Raw genomic sequence first — 20,763 nt, forward strand, 5'->3', positions numbered from 1 at the left:
CGGAGTCCTGCCATGAGTCAGCCGCACCGGGCGCAGCATCGCCAGTCCGAGGGTGACTACTACGCGAGCACCGCTCAAAAGCTCCAAGGTCACGGTGCCGACGGCCAGCATCTCACCGAGAAGGCCGCGTCGGACTACTCCGTCGCGCAAGGGAAAGTCCTCCAGGAGGGCCAAAACCTCCGAGGCGACTCCCCCGCACCGGGTGAGAACTACGCGAACAGCCCGCACGAAGTGCTGTACGACATGGTGCACAAGGACCTCGACATCGAGGGCATCAACGATCGCAGCCGCGTGGCCAATGTCTACGGCAACTGGCTCGCCGACGCGTCCAACCAGTTCCGGGACGCCGCAACGGCATCCGGCGGTTCCTGGCAGGGCCCCGCCGCAGACCAGGCGAACGGCTTCTTCCAGAACACCGCGGGGCACACGGAACAGACCGGCAACGCCATGCAGCTGGTCAGCAACCACTACTCCCAGCAGTCCGCTGCCGCGACTTATGCCAAGAACAACATGCCCGAGCCCACCGGCTTCAACCAGCAAGCCGAGCTCGACAAGGCGAAACAGCAATACAACAACGGCGACCTCATCGGCATGAGCGGCACCATGGCCGGTATCCAAGCCAAGCAACAACAGGCCGACGCCGCCCATCAGCAAGCCGTCCAAGTACTGCAAAACCTCGACGGCACCTACCACGAGACCGCCAGCTCCCAACCCACCTATGCACCGCCCCCACAGCTCGGGAGTGACTCCACCTCCGTCTCCGGCTTCCACGGCACAAGCGGCACCAGCGGCACCTCGTTCACCGGCACCCCCACCATCGGCGGCGGCACCACCACCGGACCCGGCGGCACGAGCGGGAGCTTCGTCCCCGGTGGCACCACCCCACCCGGCGTGACGCCGCCCGGGAGCACGAACTTCGTCCAGCCCGGGGTCACCAGTGGCACCGGGACCTTCAGCGGCGGCAACACCGGCCTCCGCGGCGGCCCCGCCCCGAGCGCCTTCCCTCGGGTGACGCCGGACGGCCTCGCGATGCCGGGAACGGCCGGCGGAACAGGCACCGGAGGAAGCGGTGACATCACCCGCGGCAAGTCCGGGGCCGGGCGTGCCGGGAGCGGGTTCGCCGGGTCGCGGGTCTCCGGGGGCGGCCTCGCCGGGGGTCCCAAGGAAAGCGAAAGTGCTAAAACCGGCGGGAAAGCGCCCGGTGAACGCCTCGAACGCGGGGCCACCGCCGCCGCGGCCGCGAAGGGCAAAGGCGGGAGCGCAGCGGGTGGCGCCGGGGCCGGCGGGAAGAAAAAAGAAGACGACAAAGAGCACAAGAACAAGTACGCCGTCGACGAGGACGTCTTCGACCTCAAGCCCGAACGCGGCCCGGACGGCGAAAAGATCGTCAAGCCCACCATCGGGGAGTCGTAAGGGACAACCCCTGAATCTCCCTGAGAAAAGATCAACACGCCCAGGCCACGGGCTACATTGGGAGCATGCGCTTCTTCGTCGTCGATGCCTTCACCGACCGGGCCTTCGCCGGGAACTCGGCGGGGGTCGTTCTCCTGGACGAACCCGCCGACCCCACCTGGATGCAAGCCGTCGCCACCGAGATGAAGCACGCCGAGACCGCCTTCGTCGTCACCACGCAAACCGGCCCGAAGTCGCTCCGCTGGTTCACCCCGGCGGTCGAGGTCGCGCTGTGCGGCCACGCGACCGTCGCGGTCACCCACGTCCTCGGCGGCGAACAGACCTACACCACGAAAAGCGGTGAGCTGCGCGCCAAGGCCGACGGCGGCTGGGTCGAGCTGGACTTCCCGTCCGACCCGCCGACCCCGACCGATGACGACCTGTCCGAAATCCTCCCCGGTGTCGAGCTCGAGTACGTCGGACGCGGTGTCGAGAACCTCTTCGCCGTCGTCTCGGACGCTGAAACGGTCAAAAACCTCGAACCCGACCTCGCGAAGCTCAAGACGACCTGGACCGGCCGCCTGCTGGTCACCGCGAAGGGCGACGACTACGTCAGCCGCTTCTTCGCGCCGGGCGTCGGCATCGACGAAGACCCGGTCACCGGCTCGGCGCACTGCATCCTGTCGCCGTACTGGTCCGAAAAACTCCGGAAAACCGAACTGACCGGCCACCAGATCTCCGCCCGCGGCGGGATCGTCCGGACCCGCCAGGACGGCGACCGCGTCCACCTCGCCGGCCAGGCCGTCACCATCGTGAGTGGGGAGCTGCACGTCTGATGCGCACGCTGCTGAACATCATCTGGCTCGTCCTGTGCGGCTTCTGGATGGCCCTGGGTTACCTGCTCGCAGGCGTGGTCTGCTGCATCCTGATCGTCACCATCCCGTTCGGGCTGGCGTCGTTCCGGATCGCGAACTACGCGCTCTGGCCGTTCGGCCGCACCGTGGTCGAACGCCGTGACGCGGGCGCGGCGTCCTTCGTCGGCAACGTCATCTGGTTCCTCTTCGCCGGGCTGTGGCTGTCCATCGGGCACATCTTCACCGGCATCGCGCTGTGCATCACGATCATCGGCATCCCGCTGGGCGTGGCGAACTTCAAGATGATCCCGGTGTCCCTGATGCCGCTCGGCAAGGAGATCGTCGAGATCCCCTAGGACTCCGGCTCGTACGGCAGCTCGACCACGAGGCACGGCCCGCCGACGAACAGCCCGCCGTCGACGCCCAGCGCCTTCCCGCCCGCGTACAGGAACGGTCCCTCGATCTGCGTCGGGTGGATCCCGAGCTGGTCGGCGATGACGCTGTGCCCGTGCACGATCCGGGACCCGCCGAGGGCGTCCATCAGCTTCTGGGCGTTCTCCTCGCCGTCCGGGCCGCGGAACGCGTAGCGCGTCGTCATGCGGCGCCACACGTCCCACCACGCCTCGATGTCCGAGCCCGCCAGGATCTCGCCCGCCGCCTCGTTGATCTCTTCGACCGTCGACCCCCAGTCGAGGTACTCGAGCGTGTCGGAGTGCAGCAGCAGGTGATCGGCCGCCACCGCGGCCAGCGGACGCCGGGAAAGCCACTCGATGTGCTCGGGCGTCAGCCGGTCCTGGTCCGACAGGAGCCCGCCGTTGATCTCCCAGCTGCGGGCGAAGCTGCGCGGGCCGAAGTCGGACGGCACCGGCTCGTCGCCGAAGTGGTACATCCCCAGTGCCAGGATCTCGTGGTTGCCCAGCAGCGTCTGCACCTGGCCGCCGGCCTCCGCGGCCTGCTCCTCCAGCCGCATGACCAGGTCGATCGCGCCGACGCCGTCCGGGCCGCGGTCGACGAAGTCGCCGAGGAACCACAGCTGGTCTTCTGCCCCCGACCAGTTGTCTTCGTCGTCGACCAGGCCTTCGGCGCGCAGTGCGGAGGCCAGTTCGTCACGGTGGCCGTGCACGTCGCCCACTACGTACGTGGACTTGCTCATCCGGTGACGATAAGCCCTAGACGCACCACGCCCATCGTCAGCCTTCGCCGAACGGGTCCGCGGTTCGCCCGATCAGGTCGGCGATCGAGTCGAGCACCAGGGTGGGCCGATACGGATAGCGTTCGGCCGACTCCCGGGTGGAGATGCCGGTGAGCACCAGGATCGTCTGCAGACCGGCCTCGATGCCCGAGTGCACGTCGGTGTCCATCCGGTCGCCGATCATCAGCGTCGACTCCGAATGCGCACCCAATCGGCGCAACGCCGAGCGCATCATCAGCGGGTTCGGCTTGCCGACGTAGTACGGCGAGCGCCCGGTGGCCTTCTCGATCAGCGCCGCGACGGAACCGGTGGCGGGCATCGAGCCCTCGACGCTCGGGCCGGTCGCGTCCGGGTTGGTCGCGATGAACTTCGCGCCGCCCTCGATGAGCCGGATCGCCCGCGTGATCGCGCTGAAGCTGTACGTGCGAGTCTCGCCCAGCACGACGTAGTCCGGGTCGCGCTCGGTCAGCACGTAGCCGACCTCGTGCAACGCCGTCGTGAGGCCCGCTTCGCCGATGACGTACGCCGAGCCGTTCGGCCGCTGCGACGAGAGGAACTTCGCGGTCGCCAGCGCCGAGGTCCAGATCGACTCCTCCGGGATGTCGAGCCCGGTGCGCTCCAGCCGGGCCCGCAGGTCGCGCGGGGTGTAGATCGAGTTGTTCGTCAGCACCAGGAAGTCGATGCCGTTCGACTTCAGCTCGGCCAGGAACTCGTCGGCCCCGGGGACGAGGTGCTCCTCCTTGACCAGGACGCCGTCCATGTCGGAGAGATACGTCCACCGGCGTTCGTTCATGCGCGGAACCTATCACGCGCGCGAGGCACCTGCGGGCAGGCGCGAAAACGGCTACAGTGGGAATTGCCGGTATCGCGAGGGGAGTCGCGTGCCCGGCCACCGAGGGGGTTCGGGGGAATTCTTTTCGACGTCACCGGCGCGGGTCGCCGGGGCGCAATTCGTCGTGCCCCCGAAACATGGAGGGGGAAATCGCATGACCGAAATCATCGAGCGTCCGGCCACGGCCGGACCCGGCACCGGGCCCAACTGGGGACTCACCAAGTTCCTCGACCCACTCCCGGTTCCGCCGACTCTGCGCGCCCGGAGCCGGGAAACGATCACCATTCCCATGGTGACCCACAAGCAGCGGCTGCACTCGCAATTACCCGAAACCACGTTGTGGACGTACGCGGGCCATTTCCCGGGTCCGACGATCGAAGTGCGCAGCGGCAAGCAACTGCGGATTTCGTGGTCGAACGAAATAGACGGCGCTTTCCCGTTGGTCGCGGTTCAGGGCCCGGTGACGGACGCCCCGACCAGCCGTCCGGGCGCGGAGCTGGACCGGCCCGGCTACTCGGTCGTCGAGGGCGTCGCCGACCTGCCGGCGTGGACCGTCGTGCACCTCCACGGCGCGCGCACCAACGCGGGCAACGACGGCTGGGCGCACAACGCGGGCCTCAAGGGCACGTCGCAGCTGGCCGAGTACCAGAACCGGCAGCCCGCGATGCCGCTCTGGTACCACGACCACGCCATGGCCATCACGCGCTTCAACGTCCACACGGGCCTGGCCGGGATGTACCTGATCCGCGACGACGAAGAGGACGCGCTCGACCTGCCGCACGGCGACCGCGAGCTCCCGCTGATCCTCACCGACCGCAACCTCGACACCGACGCGACCGGCGCGCTCACCGGGCAGCTGCTGTTCAAGTTCCCGTACGTCCCGAACGGCCCGATGATCCCGTTCTCCGGGCCGTTCACCCTGGTCAACGGCGTGATCTGGCCACACCTGGACGTCGACGCGAAGTGGTACCGCTTCCGGCTGCTCAACGCGGCCAACTCGCGGTTCTTCACGCTGAACCTGGTCGACGAGAACGACAACCCGGTGACCGACGCCGTCCGCCTGATCGGCACCGACGGCGGCCTGCTGCCCGCGCCCGCGACGCTGCCGGCCGGCGGCCTGACCGTCGCCCCGGCCGAACGCTTCGACGTGCTGATCGACTTCAGCCGCTTCAAGGGGCAGAAGCTCAGGCTGCGCAACGCCGACCCGCGGCTGGGCGGGGTCGAGCCGGACGTCATGGAGTTCCGCGTCGACGGCCGCGCGAAGCACGACTCCTTCTCACTGCCGGCGAAGGTCTCGTCGTCCTACGTCCGGCTGGCGCACGGCTCGACGCTGCCGGAGGACCACGACCACGTCTGGATCGCGCTGCTGCTCAACGCCGAGGGCCACCCGGAGATGTGGGACCTCGAACAGGTCGAGGCGGACCCGGGCGGCGAGGGGATCATCCAGGTCCAGGACCCGGCAGGCGGGCTCAAGACGTTCCGGATGATCGGGCGGCTCTTCGACGACACGACCGGCATCTTCATCGACCACGACCGGTGGGCGGTGTGGAACATCCTGCACGTCGCGAACGGCGGCCCGGCGCACCCGGTCCACATCCACCTGACGGAGTTCCAGGCGCTGTTCCGGCGGCGCTTCACCACGACGTTCGACCAGGCCGCCGAACGGACCACCCAGCCGATCGAGGGCTTCACCGACGTCCCGCTGGAGAAGTACGAGGAGGGCTGGAAGGACACGATCATCGTGAACCCCGGCCAGTGGGTGAGCGTGGCCGGGCAGTTCGGCGGCGGCACCGGCGAGTTCATGTACCACTGCCACATCCTCGACCACGAGGACGAAGGCATGATGCGCCCGTTCGTCGTGCACCCGCCGGAGGTGGCGAAGTTCCACGTCCACCCGGGCGGCGGCCACCACCACGGCGCCTGACCCACCGGGGGGAGACTCAGGAGGCCGCGGCCGGGTGCACCGCTACGGTCGCGGCCTTCACCGACAGCGTCACCGGCGAGCCGGGCTCCAGCGCGAGCTCGGCCACCGCGGCCGGGGTGAGGTCGGCGGTCAGGCCGTGCGCCCAGCCGTCGCTCTCGGCCCGGACGCGGATCACCGGCCCGTGCGGCTCCAGGGCCGCGACGACGGCGTCGGCCGTGTTCCGCGGGCTCCCGCGGTGCTCGCCGTCGTGCGGGTAGACGGCGACGGCGTTCGGCGGGAACACCGCCACCGCGGGCTCCCCCGTGACGACGTCCGCCGCCGGGATGCCGGCCACCACCTCGCCCGACGGCGTGCGCAGGCCGTCGTCGACCGCGGTGCCGGCGACGAGGTTGAGCCCGGCGATCCGCGCGGTGAACGCCGTCCGCGGTGCCGAAAGCACGTCGCGGGTCGGGCCGCGTTCGACGATCCGGCCGCCGTTCATCACCGCGACGTGGTCGGCGAGCGCCAGCGCGTCCAGCGGGTCGTGCGTGACGAGCACGGTCGTCGGCCCGGTCTTGAGCACCCGTCGCAGCAGGCCGCGGATCGCCGGCGCGGCGTCGACGTCCAGCGCGGCGAACGGCTCGTCGAGCAGCAGCAGGTCCGGCTCGGCGGCGAGCGCCCTGGCGATCGCGACGCGCTGGGCCTGGCCGCCGGACAGCTGCCCGGGCCGCCGTCCGGCGAGCGCGACGGCGTCCACTTCACCCAGCCAGTAGAAGGCGCGCTCCCGGGCGGCGCGGCGGCCGGCGCCGGTCGAGCGCGGCGAGAACGCGACGTTGTCCGCCGCGGACAGGTGCGGGAAGAGCAGGGCGTCCTGGGAGAGCAGGCCGATCCCCCGCCGGTGCGGGGCCACGCCGGCCAGGGCGCGCCCGGCCACGGTGATCTCGGCCGACGTCGGCGTGATCAACCCGGACAGGCAGCCCAGCACCGTCGACTTGCCCGAGCCGTTCGGGCCGAGCAGCGCGAGCACCGTCCCGGTGGGCACGTCGAGGTCCACGTCCAGCGAGAACGAGCCGCGGACGGCCTCGATCCGGGCGGTCAGGCTCACCGCAGCCCGCCTTCCCACGAACGCGGCCGCGCGACGGCGATGACGAGGACCGCCACGACGATGAGCAGCAAGGAAAGGGCGACGGCGCTGTCGATGTCCACTTCGGCCTGCGTGTAGACCTCGAGCGGCAGCGTGCGGGTGACGTCTTCGAGGCTGCCGGCGAAGGTGATCGTCGCGCCGAACTCGCCGAGCGCGCGGGCGAAGCTGAGGACGACGCCGGAGCCGAGCGCGGGCAGCAGCAGCGGCAGCGTGACGCGCCGGAAGACGGTCCACGGGCGCGCGCCGAGGGTCGCGGCGACCTGCTCGTAGCGATCGCCGGCGCCGCGCAGCGCGCCTTCGAGGCTGACCACGAGGAACGGCATCGCGACGAACGTCTGCGCGATCACGACCGCGGTGGTGGTGAACGGCACCGACTCCCCGGTCAGCGTGGTGATCAGCATGCCGAGGAAGCCCTTGCGGCCGAGCAGGTAGAGCAGCGCGAGGCCGCCGACCACCGGGGGCAGCACCAGCGGCAGCAGCACGATCGAGCGCAGCAGCCGGACGCCGCGGAACCGGGCCCGCGCGAGGACGACGGCCAGCGGCACACCGAGCAGGACACAGGCCAAAGTGGACAAAGCGGCCGTGATCAGCGACAACCGCAGCGCGTGCCACGACGACGACGAGACGATCAGCGACGGCAGCCGCGTCAGGTCCGAGCGCACCAGCAGCCCGACGACCGGCAGCACGACGAGCGCCAGCGCGAGGGTGGCCGGGATCGCGAGCACCCACGGGACGCGCGAACGGCCGGCCGGGACGGATCCCGGCCGGCCGCTCGCGAGACGCCTACTGCGCAGGGCCGAACCCGACCTTGCTCAGCTCGGCCTTGCCCTCGGTGCCGAGGACGAAGTCGTCGAACTCCTTGGCCAGCGCGCTCTGGCCGCCCTTGACCACGGCGATCGGGTAGTTGTTGATCGCGCCGCTCGCCTCGGGGAAGTCGACCTTGTCGACCTTGCCCGCGGCCGAGGTGGCGTCGGTGACGTAGACCAGGCCCGCGTCGGCGTCCCCGGACTGGACCTTGTTCAGCACCTGCTTGACGTCCTGCTCTTCGCTCTTCGGCTTGAGCGTGACGCCGGTCGCGGTCTCGACCTTCTTGGTGGCCGAACCGCACGGCACCTGCGGGGCGCAGGTGACCACGGTGAGGCCCGCCTTGTTCAGGTCCGCGAAGGTCTTGATGCCCTTGGGGTTGCCGGGCGCGACCGCGATCGCGAGCTTGTTGGTGGCGAAGACCGTCGGCTGGCCGTCGATCACGCCACCCTGGACGGCTTTGTCCATGTTGGCCTGGTCGGCCGAGGCGAAGACGTCGGCCTTCGCGCCGTTGGTCAGCTGCTGGACCAGGCCGGACGAACCCGCGAAGCTGAACTTCACGGTGACGCCGGGGTGCGAGGCCTCGAACTGCTTGCCGAGCGCGGTGAACGACTCGGTGAGGGACGCGGCGGCGAACACGGTGAGCGTGCCGCCGGCCTCGCCGCTGCCCTTCGGCGCGGGAGCACTGGCCGACGACCCGCCGGACTGCGTGCTGGGCTGGTCCGAGCTGCTGCACGCGCCCGCGAACAGAGCGACGGCCGCGACGGCCAGAGCAAGCTGCGACATCCGGGCCTTCGCCCCGGGCCGGGGGCTCCGCCACCCGGACCCCCGAAAAGCGAGCTTCTTCATCGACTTCCTTCCGGTGTTTCCACCACGACAGTGGTCGCCTTGACCACCGCGACCGCGAGCACCCCCGGGCGCAGGCCCAGCTCGCGGACGGCTTCCGTACTCATCAGGGACACCACCCGGTGTGCCCCGCACTGCAGTTCCACCTGAGCCATCACCTTGTCGGCGACGACCTCGGTGACCAGCCCGACGAACCTGTTGCGGGCGGAGCGGCCGACGGTGGAGGGATCTTCGGGACCGGAGGCCTGGGCCCGGGCGAACCCCGCCAGCTGGGCGCCGTCGACGACCTTGCGGCCGGCGGCGTCGTCGGTCGCGGTCAGCTGCCCCGCGCGCACCCACCTCCGGACGGTGTCGTCACTGACGCCGAGCAGGCGCGCGGCCTCGGACAACCGAAATTGCGGCATGGCGCAGACATTATCTCCGCAGTTGAGGAAAAGCTACGCGGGGCGTGAATTGTGCAGAACTTCAGTCCGCAGCTGTTCCAGGATGACATTCTGATAACGCTCGATGGCTTTTCGCTCGGCCGGGGAGAACTGCGCCAGCGTCTCACGAAGGGCGTCGAAGGCCGACTCGAAGAGCGGCGCGAAGCGCTCCTCGGCCCCCGGCACGACCTCGACGAGGACCTTGCGGCGGTCCTCCGGATCGCGGACCCGGCGGACCAGGCCGACCTTCTCCAGCCGGTCGACGACCCCGGTCACGGCACCGGTCGACAGCCCCGTCAGCTCGGCGATCCGGCCGGCGGTCAACGGTCCGCCCGATTGGATGACCAGGTCGAACGTCTTGTGGTCGGTTCCGGACAGGCCCATCCGCTCGGCGATCCGGGCGTGCCGGAGGACGGTGAACGTGCTGCCCCGGCGGCCCAATTCCGCGAAGCGGAACAGCTCCTCATCGGTGACCGGGTAAGTCTTTTCCGTCACAGGCCCTCGTTAGTTCGGCAACTGAACCACTCACTCCGCAAAGTATCCTAGCGATCGCGTCCGTTCGCACGTTCCGGAGCTAGGCTGGGCGTAATGACGGCAGTGGATCTCGGGTTTCCTCGCGTCCCCGGTACACGAGGGTCATCTCGCGTGCCCAGGCCCGAGAACCCGCAACTCATCGACACCTTCGGCCGGGTGGCCACCGATCTCCGGGTTTCGCTGACGGATCGGTGCAACCTGCGCTGCACCTACTGCATGCCCGCGGAGGGCCTCGACTGGATGCCGGGCGAGCAGGTGCTGTCCGACGACGAGCTGGTCCGCCTGATGCGGATCGCCGTCGAGCAGCTCGGCGTCACCGACATCCGGCTCACCGGCGGCGAACCGCTGCTGCGGCCGGGCCTCGAGGACATCGTCGCGCGGGTCACGGCGTTGTCGCCGCGGCCGCGGCTGTCCATGACCACCAACGGGATCGGGCTCGCCAAGCGCGCGGCCGGGCTCGCGGCGGCCGGGCTGAACCGGATCAACGTCTCGCTCGACACCGTCGACCCCGAGACGTTCCTGAAGATCACCCGGCGCGACCGGCTCTCGCACGTCGTGGCCGGGCTGGCCGCGGCGCGGGACGCCGGGATGACGCCGGTGAAGGTCAACGCCGTGCTGATCCGCGGGCTCAACGAGACCGAAGCCGTGCCGCTGCTGAAGTTCTGCCTCGCCGAGGGCTACCACCTGCGGTTCATCGAGCAGATGCCGCTGGACGCCCAGCACGGCTGGAACCGCGGCGAGATGATCACCGCGGCCGGGATCCTCGAGATGCTGGAGGCGGAGTTCACGCTGACGCCGTTCCCGGCCGCCCGGGGCGGCGCGCCGGCCGAGCGCTGGCTGGTCGACGGCGGGCCCGGCGACGTCGGCGTGATCGCGTCGGTGACCCGGCCGTTCTGCGCGGCGTGCGAGCGGACGCGGCTGACCGCGGACGGCGCGGTGCGGTCCTGCCTCTTCAGCAACGACGAAACGGATTTGCGCTCCCTCGCGCGCGCGGGCGCGCGCGATGAAGAGATTGCCGACGCCTGGCGCGCGACGATGTGGGGCAAGCTCGCGGGACACGAGATCAACGACGCCGGGTTCGCGCAGCCGATCCGGCCGATGAGCGCGATCGGCGGCTGAGATGTCGACTTTGACCATCGTGGTGCGGTACTTCGCCTCGGCGCGGGCCGCGGCGGGAGAAGAAGAGGAGAAGGTGCAGCTGCCGGCCGGCGCCCGCGTGTCGGACGCCGTGGCCGAGCTGCGCCGGCTCCACCCTTCGGGCCTGCCCCGGGTCCTGGACGCCGCCAGCTACCTGCTCGACGGCTTCGCGGTGCGAGACCTCACCCGCCCCCTCCAGGACGGCGCGGAACTGGACGTCCTCCCGCCCTTCGCCGGCGGCTGACCCCGGCAGGCCTGTGCGCGAAGGGTCGACACGCGTGTTTGAAGGGTCGACACGGCACCCGCCGCCCGTTTTGCCCGTGTCGACCTCCTGATCACGCGTGTCGACCCTCTGATCACGCGTGTCGACCTTCCGATCACGCGAGCCGACCCTCCAGGCACGCGAGCCGACTCCCTGGGTACGCGAGCCGTCCGTCCGGGTACGCGCGTTCGTCCTCTCTATATATGCGCCGACCGTTCGGGTACGGCAGCCGACCGCTCGGCGAAGCCCGTGGCCGGCTCCCGGCGTGGCGCGTCACCGGATCCGGGGTGTTCGCGAGAAGCTGATCGCGTCCCGCCGCAACGCCATCCGGTGACACGTTTCGCCTGGTCCGTCGCGGTGCGTTGACCCACCTGGACGTCGGCGGTAGCCGGAGTCGCTCCAGGTGTGACTCGAAACCCCACGAAGAGGTGGGACTGCTGTGACTCAAGGGGCACATGAGGCAGACTTGTCAAGTCTGGCGAACACCCGCGACCGGTCATAAGATGCGCGCTTCAATCGCGGACAGTGCGTCGCGAATGGGCCATTCGCTGCGCAAAACACGTGATGCAAGCCTCACGATCCGTGTTTTATCTCGACAAGGAAACGGGCAGATAACGGCCCGCTGACCTGCGCAAACAGTCACATCGACAGGGGTTGCGTGCTGTTACTGTGACGTAGGTCACGCCCCGAATAATTTCCGATCACGGCTCTCGTTACGTACCGTCGCTTTTCGGTTGGCCCCGACCAACCAGCACGACCGGGAATCCGTAGCGCCTAGCCCTGTCCGACGGATCCCCGGACCCATACCCCGAGCGAAAGCATTTCCGGACAGGGACGAGGGGACGACGAAGACGCGCCGTGCGTCGGACTCGCCTGCCGGCCTGAGACGGCCGGCGCCAGGACCCCGATCCTGACCCTCACCACGAGGTCGTAGGCGCTGGGAACCGAGATGCATTCAGATGTCTTACCGAGGCAAGCACCGCAAGATGTCCGCTGCCACCCGCACCGTCGCTCGCGTCGCCATCGCGGGCATTGCGGTCGGCGCGCCCCTCGCTATCGCCGCGACCCCCGCGTCGGCGACCAACTGGGACGCCATCGCGCAGTGTGAGAGCAGCGGCAACTGGAACACCAACACCGGCAACGGCTACTACGGCGGCCTGCAGTTCTCGCAGAGCACATGGAAGGCCTACGGCGGCACCGGCAGCGCGGCGAACGCTTCGCGCGAGCAGCAGATCGCCGTCGCCGAGCGCGTCCTGCAGGGCCAGGGCATCGGCGCCTGGCCGGTCTGCGGCAAGAAGGGCGGCGGCTCGTCGGCCCCCAAGGCCAGCACCGGCAAGACCACGACGACCAAGAAGTCGACGACGCCGAAGAAGACCACGGTCGCCCCGAAGCAGGCGGCGGCCCCGGCGGCGACCGGCGTGTCCAGCTCCAACCCGTCCGGTGACTACACCGTGGTGGCGGGCGACACCCTGTCCAAGATCGCCAAGCAGTTCAACGTCGACGGCGGCTACAAGAAGCTGCAGGACCTGAACGCGAAGTACATCCCGAACGCGGACCTGATCCTCGTCGGGCAGAAGATCGCCACCAAGTGACGATCGCGCAGTGATGCGTAGGTCCGGCCTCGAGCCGTGACAGCACGAGCCCTCCACCGCCAATCCCCCGGGCGGTGGAGGGCTCGCACGCATCCGGCGTGCGGCTGAGGTCGCGCTCGCCGGCAGGGCGGCTTGGCCAGGTCAACCGCACGCACCGGCGCGTTGCCTGACGGCCGCACGACCACCCGCTCGCGCGCCTTCCGCACCGCCACCAGCCGCGACGCGGCTCGCGCGAACGGCCTGCGCGCCTTCCGCACCGCCGACGGCCGCACGACCACCCCGCTCGCGCGAACCGCCGCCTGCGCGCCTTCCGCGCCGCCGCCGGCCGCACGACCACCCCGCTCGCACGAACCGCCGCCCGCGCGCCTCCCGCACCGCCGACGGCCGCGCGACCACCCGACTCACGCGAACGCCCCTTTCGCGCCACCGCGCCCGCGTGGATCGTCCGTTACGAGGCATTCGCCGCACCCGCGCACGAGGCGCCGTCGCTACCGCCCTGAGTCGCGGTACGCGGCCTCCAGCCCCGCGCAGCCGTCCGGGCGCCTGCTCGCCCCTCCGCCCGTCCTCGGGCCTCTCAGAGCGCGCGGATCCTCTCCGCCTCCCTCAGCTGCATCCGCTCGCCCCGGCGCAGCACCTCGGCCACCAACTCCAGCTGCTCCGGCGTGTAGTCCTCGAGGATCGCCCGGCCCGCGCGCTCGATCGGCGCGTAGATCTCTTCCAGCAGCTTCGCCGCCTCGGGCGTCAGCTCCACCACCGCCCGGCGGCGATCGTCCGTCGATGTGCGGCGGGTCAGGTGGCCCGCGTGCGTCAACCGCTGGATCGCCGTCGTCGTCGCCGCGGGGCTCAACCGGGCCTGCGTCGCCAACTGTCCCGCCGTCAGCGTTCCCGCCGCCGCGATCAGGCCGATGATCCGCAGGTCCGTCCGGTTCACCCCGAACGCCGACGCCGCGGCTTCGTCCACCACGTCGTTCGCCGCGCCGGAGGCCGCCGCGGCCTGGGTCGCCTCCGTGACCAGAGATTGCTTCGACACTCGAAAGAGTCTACCGTGACGGCGAATACTTCGATAGTCGAAAGGATTGCGCCGTGGTGACCCGTCAAGCCCTGCCTCGCTGGCTCCGTCCCGCCAACCGGTTCGTCCGCCTGCTGACCCGGCTGGGACTGCGCGTGGGCACCATCCACGTCCTGACCGTCCCCGGCCGCCGGTCGGGTGCGCCGCGGCCCACTCCGGTCTCGCCGCTGACCGTCGACGGCCTTCGCTACGTCATCGCCGGCGTTCCCCAGGGCGACTGGGCGCGCAACGTCCGCGCCGCCGGCCGGGGCGAACTCACCCACGGGCGCCGGAAGCAAGCCGTGACGCTCGACGAGGTCACCGATCCCGGCGTCCGCGCCACCGTCATGCGCGCCTTCCCGCGCGAGGTTCCGCACGGGGTGCCGATGTTCGTCCGGCTGGGCCTCGTCACCAGCGGGAGCGAAGACGAGTTCGCCGCGGCCGCCGGGCGTGTCGCCGTCTTCCGGATTACGGCGAGTTGACCCATTCGTCCGTGCCGTCGGTGAAGTGCTGGTGCTTCCAGACCGGGAGCCGCGCCTTCACCTCGTCCACCAGGTCCGAGCACGCCGAGAACGCTTGGCCGCGGTGCTCCGCCGCCACCGCGCACGCCAGCGCCACGTCGCCGATCGTCAGGTGACCGACGCGGTGGCTCACCGCCACCGCCCGCACGCCCACCCAGCGCGTGGCCAGCTCCGCGACCACGTCCGCGATCACCTGGCTCGCGCTCGGGTGGCCCTCGTACGTCAGGTCGCGCACGCCCTTGCCGCCGTCGTGGTCGCGGACCACCCCGGCGAACGTCACCACCGCGCCCGCCGCGTCGTCCTCGACCAGGCCGGCGTGCTCTTCGACCGACAGCGCCTCCTCGGTGACCAGCGCCCGCGCGACGCGCACCTCCGGCTGGTGCGCCGCGGGACGCGGGTGGTCACCGCCGGCCAGCTGGTCGACGGCGTGGTCCAGGATGCCGTCGAGCACGCCCAGGCCGTCCTTGACGCCGCCGCTGGAGCCCGGGAGGTTCACGACCAGGGTCCGCCCGGCCACGCCCGCGACCCCACGCGAGAGCACCGCCGTCGGGACCTTCGGCAGCCCGGCCGCGCGGATCGCGTCCGCGACGCCCGGCAGCTCGTGGTCCAGCACCCCGCGCGTGACGTCCGGGGTGCGGTCGGTCGGCGAAATGCCGGTGCCGCCGGTGGTGAGCACGACGGCGACGCCGTCGGCCAGCGCTGCCCGCAAGGCGACGCCCACCGGGTCGCCGTCCTCGACGACGACCGGCGCCGGCACCTCGTACCCGCGCCCGGCCAGCCAGGCGACGATCACCGGGCCCGTCTTGTCTTCGTAGACACCCTTCGCGGCGCGGTTGGACGCCACGATCACGCGTGCGGTGCGCTTCACGGCCGCTCCCAGGTCCCGGTCTTGCCGCCGTCCTTGCGGAGCAGGCGGACGTCGTCCAGCGTCGCGGCCGGGTCGACGGCCTTGATCATGTCGTGCAGGGTGAGCCCGGCCACGGCCACGGCGGTCAGCGCTTCCATCTCGACGCCGGTGACGTCGGTGGTCTTCGCGGTCGCGCGGATGCCGACTTCGGCCTCGCCGAGGGTGAACTCGACCTTGACCCCGGACAGCGCGATCTGGTGGCACAGCGGGATCAGCTCGGGCACCCGCTTGGCGCCCATGATCCCGGCGATGCGGGCGGTGGCGAGGGCGTCGCCCTTGGGGAGGCCGTCGGTGGCCAGCAGCCGGAGCACCTCGGCGGTGGTCCGCACGGTGCCGGCCGCGAGCGCGGTGCGCGCGGTGGCGGTCTTGCCGGAGACGTCGACCATCCGGGCGGCGCCGGTCTCGTCGACGTGGCTGAGTTCACTCACAAGCCGAGGCTACTTCCGGGACGGGTGAAGGGTGACGGCGGTCGGGCCCGGCGAGTGGATCAGCGCGAAGGACCCCGGTCGTCCGTCGAAGGGACGATTCCGGGGTCCGCGCAGGGAAGACTCAGCGCTCGGCGCGCACGGCCTTGCGCACGGCCTCGGCGACCGCCGGGGCCACCGCGCTGTCGAACACGCTCGGCACGATGAACGACGCGTTGAGCTTGCCGTTGTCGACGACGTCGGCGATCGCGTCGGCCGCGGCGAGCAGCATGGTGTCTTCGATGTTGTGCGCGTTCGCGTCGAGCAGGCCGCGGAAGACGCCCGGGAACGCCAGCACGTTGTTGATCTGGTTCGGGAAGTCGCTGCGGCCGGTCGCGACGACGGCGGCGTGCTGCTGCGCTTCGAGGGGGTCGATCTCCGGGTCCGGGTTCGCCAGCGCGAAGACGACCGCGTCGGACTTCATGGTCGCGACCTGCTCGGCGCCGAACAGGTTGGGCGCCGAGACGCCGATGAAGACGTCCGCGTCGACGAGCGCCTCGTGCAGGGTGCCGCTGACCTGCTCCTTGTTGGTGTGCGATGCGATCCAGGCGAGGTTGTCGTCGAGGTTGCCGCGCGCGGAGTGGACGATGCCGTCGATGTCCGCGGCGACGATGTCACCCGGGTTCTTGTGCAGCAGCAGCCGGATGATCGCCGAGCCGGCCGCGCCGACGCCGCTGACCACGATCTTGCAGTCCTCGATGTCCTTCTTGACCACGCGCAGGGCGTTGCGCAGCGCGGCGACGACCACGATCGCGGTGCCGTGCTGGTCGTCGTGGAACACCGGGATGTCCAGCTGCTCGCGCAGCCGCTTCTCGATCTCGAAGCAGCGCGGCGCGGCGATGTCCTCGAGGTTGATCCCCGCGTACACCGGCGCCAGCGCCTTCGCGATCAGGATGATCTCTTCGGTGTCCTGGGTGTCCAGGCAGACCGGCCAGGCGTCGACGTCGGCGAACTTCTTGAACAGCGCCGCCTTGCCCTCCATCACCGGCAGCGCGGCGGCCGGGCCGATGTTGCCCAGGCCGAGCACCGCGGAGCCGTCGGTGAGCACCGCGACGGTGTTGCGCTTGATGGTCAGCCGGCGCGCGTCCTCGGGGTTGTTCGCGATCGCCTGGCAGACGCGGGCGACGCCCGGGGTGTAGGCGCGGGAGAGGTCGTCACGGTTGCGGAGCGCCACCTTGGGCGTGACCTCGATCTTGCCGCCGAGGTGGATCAGGAACGTCCGGTCGGAGACCTTGCGGACCTTGACGCCGGGCAGCGAGTCCAGCGTCTGGGTGATGTCGTTCGCGTGGTTCTCCGACAGCGCGTTGGCGCTGATGTCGACCACGATCGAGTCGGAGTGGGACTCGACGACGTCGAACGCGGTCAGCACGCCGCCGACGCGGCCGACGGCGGTGGTGAGGTCACCGGCCGCGCTGGACGAGGCCGGGGCCTCGACCCGGACGGTGATCGAATATCCGGGACCGGGAACCGGCATGGCGCTTACCCCCGCATGGGAAAAGACGGTTGGGACGGGAGCGAACCTACTCCCGTGACCGCCCTCACGAGGCCCCGATACCGGTACTGACCAGTAACTATGCGGTCAGCGGTTGATCTCGGTCTCGGGGTGCACGTAGGGCACCGTGTCGAGCGGGAAGGTGATGTCACCGAACGGCGACAGCGCGCCCTGGCGGTCCGACGACAGTTCGGTCACGGGGTGCTCGCCGTCCTCGCCCGGCCAGGTCGGGTCGATTCCCTTGTGCTTCTTCTCGCCCTTGGCCACAACGTCCTCCACAGCCGTGTTCGGTTCCAGCCAGGACAGTCTGCCCGAGCCGGGGCAGCCTGTCGCAACCGCCCGGTATCCTGGCCTTCTATGCCCGCGACCTCCTTGGCGGACTGGCTGCGTGCAGAGTCCGACGCAGCCCTCGAAGAGCTGCTCCGCACTCGTCGCGACCTGTCGACGCCCCCGCCCTCCGACAGCACCGTGCTCGCCACCCGGGCCGGCACGCCGGGCTCGGTCGCGCGCGCCTGCGAAGACCTCGACACCGTCACCCTGGCCGTGCTCGAAGCGTGCCTGCTGGCCGGCGCCGACCGCGACCCCGTGCCGGTCGAGGACGTCGCGAAGCTGACCGGCACCGACATCGCCGAGCCACTGGCCCGGCTACGCGCGCGGGTGCTGGCCTGGGGCCCGGACGACGCGCTGCGCGTGCCCCCCACGGTCCGGGACGCGCTCGGGCCGTTCCCCGCCGGGCTGGGCGCGTCGGCGCCGTCGCTCGCCGGCGAGGACCTCGGCGCCCGGCTCGCGGAGCTGTCCGACGACGAGCGTGGCGTGCTGAACGCCCTCGCCGCCGGCCCGCCGATCGGCCGGACCCGCGATGCCGGGCACGACACGTCGCTCGAGAAGGCCAAGACGCCGGTGCAGAAGCTGCTCGCCCGCGGGCTGCTGCTGCGGCGTGACGACCAGACCGTCGAACTCCCGCGCGAGCTCGGCGTCGCGGTCCGCGGCGGGGTCTTCGGCCCGGGCACGCTCACCGAACCCGAGCTGCCGCTGCACCCGCACCAGCCGTCCACTTTGGACGAGGCCGCGGCCGGCGAGGCGATGGAGTTCCTGCGCCACACCGAATCCCTGCTGCGCTCGTGGTCCGCGGCACCGCCGCCGGTGCTCAAGTCCGGCGGCCTCGGCGTGCGCGAGCTGAAGAAGCTGGCCAAGGACCTCGAGATCGACGAGCCGCAGGCGATCCTGCTGGCCGAGCTCGCCGTGGGCGCCGGGCTCGTCGCCGACAGCGAGACGACCGCGCCCGAGTGGGTGCCGACGACGCTCACCGATTCGTGGCTCGCGTCGCCGACCGCGCAGCGCTGGATGACGCTGGCCCAGGCGTGGCTGGAGCTGCCGCGGCTGCCGGGCATGGCCGGCGGGCGCGACGCCAAGGACAAGCCGATCGCGCCGTTGTCGGAGGAGCTGCGCCGGCCGCTGGCGCCGGTCGCGCGGCGGCGGGTCCTGGCCGCGCTGGCCGACCTGCCCAAGGGCGCCGGGGTGAAGAGCGTCGACGAGCTCGTCGCCGTGCTGGCCTGGCGGGCCCCGCGGCGCGGCGGGCGGCTGCGGGACGAGACCGTCCGCTGGACGATGTCCGAGGCGTCGGCGCTGGGGATCACCGGGCTCGGCGGCCTCACGACGGCAACGCGGGCGCTGCTCGCCGACGACCGGCCGCGCGCGGTCGAGGCGATCATGGACGCGCTGCCCGCGCCCGTGGACCACGTGCTGCTGCAGGCCGATCTGACGGTCGTCGCGCCGGGGCCGCTGGAGCCGGAGCTGGCCGCGGAGATGGACGCGGTCGCGAACGTCGAGTCGGCCGGTCACGCGACGGTCTACCGGATCACCGAGACGTCCGTCCGGCGGGCGCTGGACACCGGCCGCACGGCGGACGAACTGCACGCGCTGTTCAAGAAGAAGTCGGCGACCCCGGTGCCGCAGTCGCTGAGCTACCTGGTCGACGACGTCGCCCGGCGCCACGGCCGGCTGCGCGGCGGCGTCGCGGCGTCCTTCCTGAGGTGCGACGACGAGGCGCTGCTGGCGGAGGTGCTGGCCCACCCGGTCGCGGCGGAGCACGACCTCCGGCTGATCGCGCCGACGGTCGTGATCAGCCCGGACCCGCTGCACGAGGTCCTCGCCGGCCTGCGCGCGGCCGGGTTCGCGCCGGCGGCGGAGGGCCCGGACGGCCGGGTCGTCGACATCCGGCCGGGCGGGCGCCGGCTGCCGGCGAAGGCCAGGGCCGCACGGCGCAGCCCGGGCGAGCAGGCGGTGCTGACGTCCGACCAGGCGGCCCGGATCATCTCCAACCTGCGGGCGGGCGACGCCGCGTCCGCGCGACGCCGGGGGTCCGCGGTGCGGGCGCCGGTCGGCGGCGGGGCGGACACGTCGGCGACGCTGGAGCTGCTGTCGCGGGCGACGCTGGAACGCCGTGAGGTCTGGATCGGGTTCGTCGACTCGCGCGGGACCGCCAGCCAGCGGGTCGTGCGGCCCGTGCGCGTCGGCGGCGGGATCCTCGAAGGCGACGACAACCAGCGCTACTCGCTGCACCGGATCACCTCGGCCGCGCTGGTGGAGGAGTAACACCGGGTTCGGTGAATCGCCGACGAAATGCCTGCTCACGTGGTAAGCCTGGTTCGCCCGATCTTCGGAAACCTGGGAGGGACCATGAAGTGGGGAACACGCGTGACCGCGCTCGCGGCCGCGAGCGTCGTCGGCGGGCTGGGGTTCGCCGGAGCGGCTGAGGCGGTCGGACCGCCCGTCTACACCAAGTACGACGTCAACGGCACCACCCACGTGGCCAAGCCGGGGGCCGACGTCACCCTCGGGCCCGGGGTCGCCGAGCTGTTCACCAACATCGGGTCGTACTCGTTCTACGGCACGGTCAAGCTGCCGCCGGCGACGATCACCCGGGCCGTGCCGGGCGTGGGCACCGTCAGCGGCAAGGTCACCCTGGGGCCGGGCGACGTCACGGGCCAGGCCTTCGGCGGCTTCACCGCCACCGCGAAGTGGCCGGTGAAGGTCTCGGACGTGACCGTGAACGGCGCGCCGTACGACGTCGGCCCGGCGTGCGGCACCGCCGAGCCGGTCACCACGGAGATCACGTCGGCCGACTGGCAGCTCGACAAGGGCGGTCGCCTGACCTCGACGTACCCGATCGGCGCGTTCGCGAACTGCGGGACGGCGACGGCGCTCGTCAACTCGGCCGTACCCGGTCCGGGCAACACGCTGGCGCTCGACTTCACCTGGCCGGCAGCCTGACGGCCGCGGGGCCGGGGACCACCTCGGCCCCGCCCGCCGGGACCGGCTGTTCGGTCCGGGGAGGTGGTCGTGGCGACACGTGATCGGATGATCTCGGCGTGCGGGAGGGCCTCCGGGTTCGGTGTGGATTGCGACATCTGCACC

Annotated in this window: 22 protein-coding genes; 10 read left to right on the top strand and 12 right to left on the bottom strand. The window is 71.1% G+C overall.

The window, feature by feature from the left end; all coding sequences use genetic code 11:
* The first annotated feature begins 12 nt into the window (after nt 1-12).
* The 3 genes from QSK39_RS07295 (at nt 13) to QSK39_RS07305 (ending at nt 2,602) form a co-directional block, all read left to right on the top strand.
* Nucleotides 13-1,413: a hypothetical protein gene (locus QSK39_RS07295; protein WP_285476857.1), complete on the top strand. Its 1,401-nt coding sequence runs from the start codon at nt 13-15 to the stop codon at nt 1,411-1,413.
* Between the two features lie 65 nt (nt 1,414-1,478).
* A complete protein-coding gene (locus tag QSK39_RS07300) occupies nt 1,479-2,228 on the top strand; it encodes a PhzF family phenazine biosynthesis protein (protein ID WP_285476858.1) in 750 nt (249 codons plus the stop codon).
* Nucleotides 2,228-2,602 (top strand): YccF domain-containing protein, encoded by a 375-nt coding sequence (locus tag QSK39_RS07305; RefSeq protein WP_285476859.1) that lies wholly within the window; start codon nt 2,228-2,230, stop codon nt 2,600-2,602. The genes QSK39_RS07300 and QSK39_RS07305 overlap by 1 nt, the downstream gene beginning before the upstream one ends.
* On the opposite strand, the gene QSK39_RS07310 is transcribed toward QSK39_RS07305, so the two are convergent.
* Together QSK39_RS07310 and QSK39_RS07315 are read right to left on the bottom strand one after the other, a co-directional pair.
* Nucleotides 2,599-3,399 (bottom strand): metallophosphoesterase family protein, encoded by an 801-nt coding sequence (locus tag QSK39_RS07310; RefSeq protein WP_285476860.1) that lies wholly within the window; start codon nt 3,397-3,399, stop codon nt 2,599-2,601. The two genes, QSK39_RS07305 and QSK39_RS07310, sit on opposite strands and share 4 nt — an antisense overlap.
* A 37-nt stretch (nt 3,400-3,436) precedes the next feature.
* Nucleotides 3,437-4,231, bottom strand: coding sequence for an HAD-IIA family hydrolase (locus QSK39_RS07315; RefSeq protein WP_285476861.1), 795 nt, complete (start codon nt 4,229-4,231; stop codon nt 3,437-3,439).
* Nucleotides 4,232-4,424: 193 nt separating this feature from the next.
* Between QSK39_RS07315 and QSK39_RS07320 the strand changes: the two genes are divergently transcribed.
* Nucleotides 4,425-6,194: a multicopper oxidase domain-containing protein gene (locus tag QSK39_RS07320; RefSeq protein ID WP_285476862.1), complete on the top strand. Its 1,770-nt coding sequence runs from the start codon at nt 4,425-4,427 to the stop codon at nt 6,192-6,194.
* Nucleotides 6,195-6,210: 16 nt separating this feature from the next.
* Here QSK39_RS07320 and QSK39_RS07325 read toward each other — a convergent pair whose 3' ends face one another.
* From QSK39_RS07325 to QSK39_RS07345, 5 genes are read right to left on the bottom strand one after another with little or no spacing between them, the layout of a single operon-like run.
* Nucleotides 6,211-7,278, bottom strand: a complete 1,068-nt coding sequence (locus QSK39_RS07325) for a sulfate/molybdate ABC transporter ATP-binding protein (RefSeq protein ID WP_285476863.1) — start codon at nt 7,276-7,278, stop codon at nt 6,211-6,213.
* On the bottom strand, nt 7,275-8,042 hold the full coding sequence (locus QSK39_RS07330; protein WP_285476864.1) for an ABC transporter permease: 768 nt from the start codon (nt 8,040-8,042) through the stop codon (nt 7,275-7,277). Before QSK39_RS07330 ends, QSK39_RS07325 begins: the two co-directional genes overlap by 4 nt.
* 58 nt (nt 8,043-8,100) lie before the next feature.
* Nucleotides 8,101-8,907: a molybdate ABC transporter substrate-binding protein gene (gene modA / locus QSK39_RS07335; RefSeq protein WP_285476865.1), complete on the bottom strand. Its 807-nt coding sequence runs from the start codon at nt 8,905-8,907 to the stop codon at nt 8,101-8,103.
* Between the two features lie 59 nt (nt 8,908-8,966).
* Nucleotides 8,967-9,371: a TOBE domain-containing protein gene (locus QSK39_RS07340; protein WP_285476866.1), complete on the bottom strand. Its 405-nt coding sequence runs from the start codon at nt 9,369-9,371 to the stop codon at nt 8,967-8,969.
* 33 nt (nt 9,372-9,404) lie between these two features.
* Nucleotides 9,405-9,884 carry a MarR family winged helix-turn-helix transcriptional regulator gene (locus tag QSK39_RS07345; protein WP_285476867.1) on the bottom strand — a complete coding sequence of 160 codons (480 nt, stop codon included), beginning with the start codon at nt 9,882-9,884 and terminating at the stop codon, nt 9,405-9,407.
* Between the two features lie 150 nt (nt 9,885-10,034).
* Here QSK39_RS07345 and moaA point away from each other — a divergent pair, with 150 nt between their 5' ends.
* From moaA to QSK39_RS07360, 3 genes are all read left to right on the top strand, one after another.
* Nucleotides 10,035-11,042 (top strand): GTP 3',8-cyclase MoaA, encoded by a 1,008-nt coding sequence (moaA, locus tag QSK39_RS07350; protein ID WP_285476868.1) that lies wholly within the window; start codon nt 10,035-10,037, stop codon nt 11,040-11,042.
* Between the two features lies 1 nt (nt 11,043).
* Nucleotides 11,044-11,304 carry a MoaD/ThiS family protein gene (locus QSK39_RS07355; protein ID WP_285476869.1) on the top strand — a complete coding sequence of 87 codons (261 nt, stop codon included), beginning with the start codon at nt 11,044-11,046 and terminating at the stop codon, nt 11,302-11,304.
* Nucleotides 11,305-12,281: 977 nt separating this feature from the next.
* The gene (locus QSK39_RS07360) at nt 12,282-12,914 is read left to right on the top strand and encodes a LysM peptidoglycan-binding domain-containing protein (RefSeq protein WP_285476870.1); all 633 of its coding nucleotides are present in this window, start codon (nt 12,282-12,284) and stop codon (nt 12,912-12,914) included.
* 574 nt (nt 12,915-13,488) lie between these two features.
* Here QSK39_RS07360 and QSK39_RS07365 read toward each other — a convergent pair.
* Complete coding sequence (locus tag QSK39_RS07365) at nt 13,489-13,944, bottom strand: MarR family winged helix-turn-helix transcriptional regulator (RefSeq protein WP_285476871.1); 456 nt, start codon at nt 13,942-13,944, stop codon at nt 13,489-13,491.
* A 53-nt stretch (nt 13,945-13,997) separates the two neighbouring features.
* Between QSK39_RS07365 and QSK39_RS07370 the strand changes: the two genes are divergently transcribed.
* Complete coding sequence (locus QSK39_RS07370) at nt 13,998-14,444, top strand: nitroreductase/quinone reductase family protein (protein ID WP_285476872.1); 447 nt, start codon at nt 13,998-14,000, stop codon at nt 14,442-14,444.
* Here QSK39_RS07370 and QSK39_RS07375 read toward each other — a convergent pair.
* From QSK39_RS07375 to QSK39_RS07390, 4 genes are all read right to left on the bottom strand, one after another.
* Nucleotides 14,431-15,351, bottom strand: a complete 921-nt coding sequence (locus tag QSK39_RS07375) for a molybdenum cofactor biosynthesis protein MoaE (RefSeq protein ID WP_285476873.1) — start codon at nt 15,349-15,351, stop codon at nt 14,431-14,433. The two genes, QSK39_RS07370 and QSK39_RS07375, sit on opposite strands and share 14 nt — an antisense overlap.
* Nucleotides 15,348-15,818 carry a cyclic pyranopterin monophosphate synthase MoaC gene (gene moaC, locus QSK39_RS07380; protein ID WP_285476874.1) on the bottom strand — a complete coding sequence of 157 codons (471 nt, stop codon included), beginning with the start codon at nt 15,816-15,818 and terminating at the stop codon, nt 15,348-15,350. Before moaC ends, QSK39_RS07375 begins: the two co-directional genes overlap by 4 nt.
* Nucleotides 15,819-15,939: 121 nt before the next feature.
* The gene (locus QSK39_RS07385; RefSeq protein ID WP_285476875.1) at nt 15,940-17,328 is read right to left on the bottom strand and encodes an NAD-dependent malic enzyme; all 1,389 of its coding nucleotides are present in this window, start codon (nt 17,326-17,328) and stop codon (nt 15,940-15,942) included.
* 105 nt (nt 17,329-17,433) lie between these two features.
* Nucleotides 17,434-17,613: a hypothetical protein gene (locus tag QSK39_RS07390; RefSeq protein ID WP_284750234.1), complete on the bottom strand. Its 180-nt coding sequence runs from the start codon at nt 17,611-17,613 to the stop codon at nt 17,434-17,436.
* A 90-nt stretch (nt 17,614-17,703) separates the two neighbouring features.
* Between QSK39_RS07390 and QSK39_RS07395 the strand changes: the two genes are divergently transcribed.
* Together QSK39_RS07395 and QSK39_RS07400 are read left to right on the top strand one after the other, a co-directional pair.
* On the top strand, nt 17,704-19,941 hold the full coding sequence (locus QSK39_RS07395) for a helicase-associated domain-containing protein (RefSeq protein WP_285476876.1): 2,238 nt from the start codon (nt 17,704-17,706) through the stop codon (nt 19,939-19,941).
* Between the two features lie 84 nt (nt 19,942-20,025).
* Entirely contained in the window at nt 20,026-20,619 is a 594-nt protein-coding gene (locus tag QSK39_RS07400) for a hypothetical protein (protein WP_285476877.1), read from the top strand.
* The last annotated feature ends 144 nt before the right edge of the window (nt 20,620-20,763 follow it).

The organism is Amycolatopsis sp. NBRC 101858 (genome assembly GCF_030269325.1).
GTDB classification, from domain to species: domain Bacteria; phylum Actinomycetota; class Actinomycetes; order Mycobacteriales; family Pseudonocardiaceae; genus Amycolatopsis; species Amycolatopsis ponsaeliensis.

Coding starts and splice junctions, on each gene's coding strand:
- QSK39_RS07295 (WP_285476857.1), top strand. CDS start 13: ATGAGTCAGCCGCACCGGGCGCAGCATCGCCAGTCCGAGGGTGACTAC.
- QSK39_RS07300 (WP_285476858.1), top strand. CDS start 1,479: ATGCGCTTCTTCGTCGTCGATGCCTTCACCGACCGGGCCTTCGCCGGG.
- QSK39_RS07305 (WP_285476859.1), top strand. CDS start 2,228: ATGCGCACGCTGCTGAACATCATCTGGCTCGTCCTGTGCGGCTTCTGG.
- QSK39_RS07310 (WP_285476860.1), bottom strand. CDS start 3,399: ATGAGCAAGTCCACGTACGTAGTGGGCGACGTGCACGGCCACCGTGAC.
- QSK39_RS07315 (WP_285476861.1), bottom strand. CDS start 4,231: ATGAACGAACGCCGGTGGACGTATCTCTCCGACATGGACGGCGTCCTG.
- QSK39_RS07320 (WP_285476862.1), top strand. CDS start 4,425: ATGACCGAAATCATCGAGCGTCCGGCCACGGCCGGACCCGGCACCGGG.
- modA (WP_285476865.1), bottom strand. CDS start 8,907: ATGTCGCAGCTTGCTCTGGCCGTCGCGGCCGTCGCTCTGTTCGCGGGC.
- QSK39_RS07340 (WP_285476866.1), bottom strand. CDS start 9,371: ATGCCGCAATTTCGGTTGTCCGAGGCCGCGCGCCTGCTCGGCGTCAGT.
- QSK39_RS07355 (WP_285476869.1), top strand. CDS start 11,044: ATGTCGACTTTGACCATCGTGGTGCGGTACTTCGCCTCGGCGCGGGCC.
- QSK39_RS07360 (WP_285476870.1), top strand. CDS start 12,282: ATGTCTTACCGAGGCAAGCACCGCAAGATGTCCGCTGCCACCCGCACC.
- QSK39_RS07385 (WP_285476875.1), bottom strand. CDS start 17,328: ATGCCGGTTCCCGGTCCCGGATATTCGATCACCGTCCGGGTCGAGGCC.
- QSK39_RS07395 (WP_285476876.1), top strand. CDS start 17,704: ATGCCCGCGACCTCCTTGGCGGACTGGCTGCGTGCAGAGTCCGACGCA.
- QSK39_RS07400 (WP_285476877.1), top strand. CDS start 20,026: ATGAAGTGGGGAACACGCGTGACCGCGCTCGCGGCCGCGAGCGTCGTC.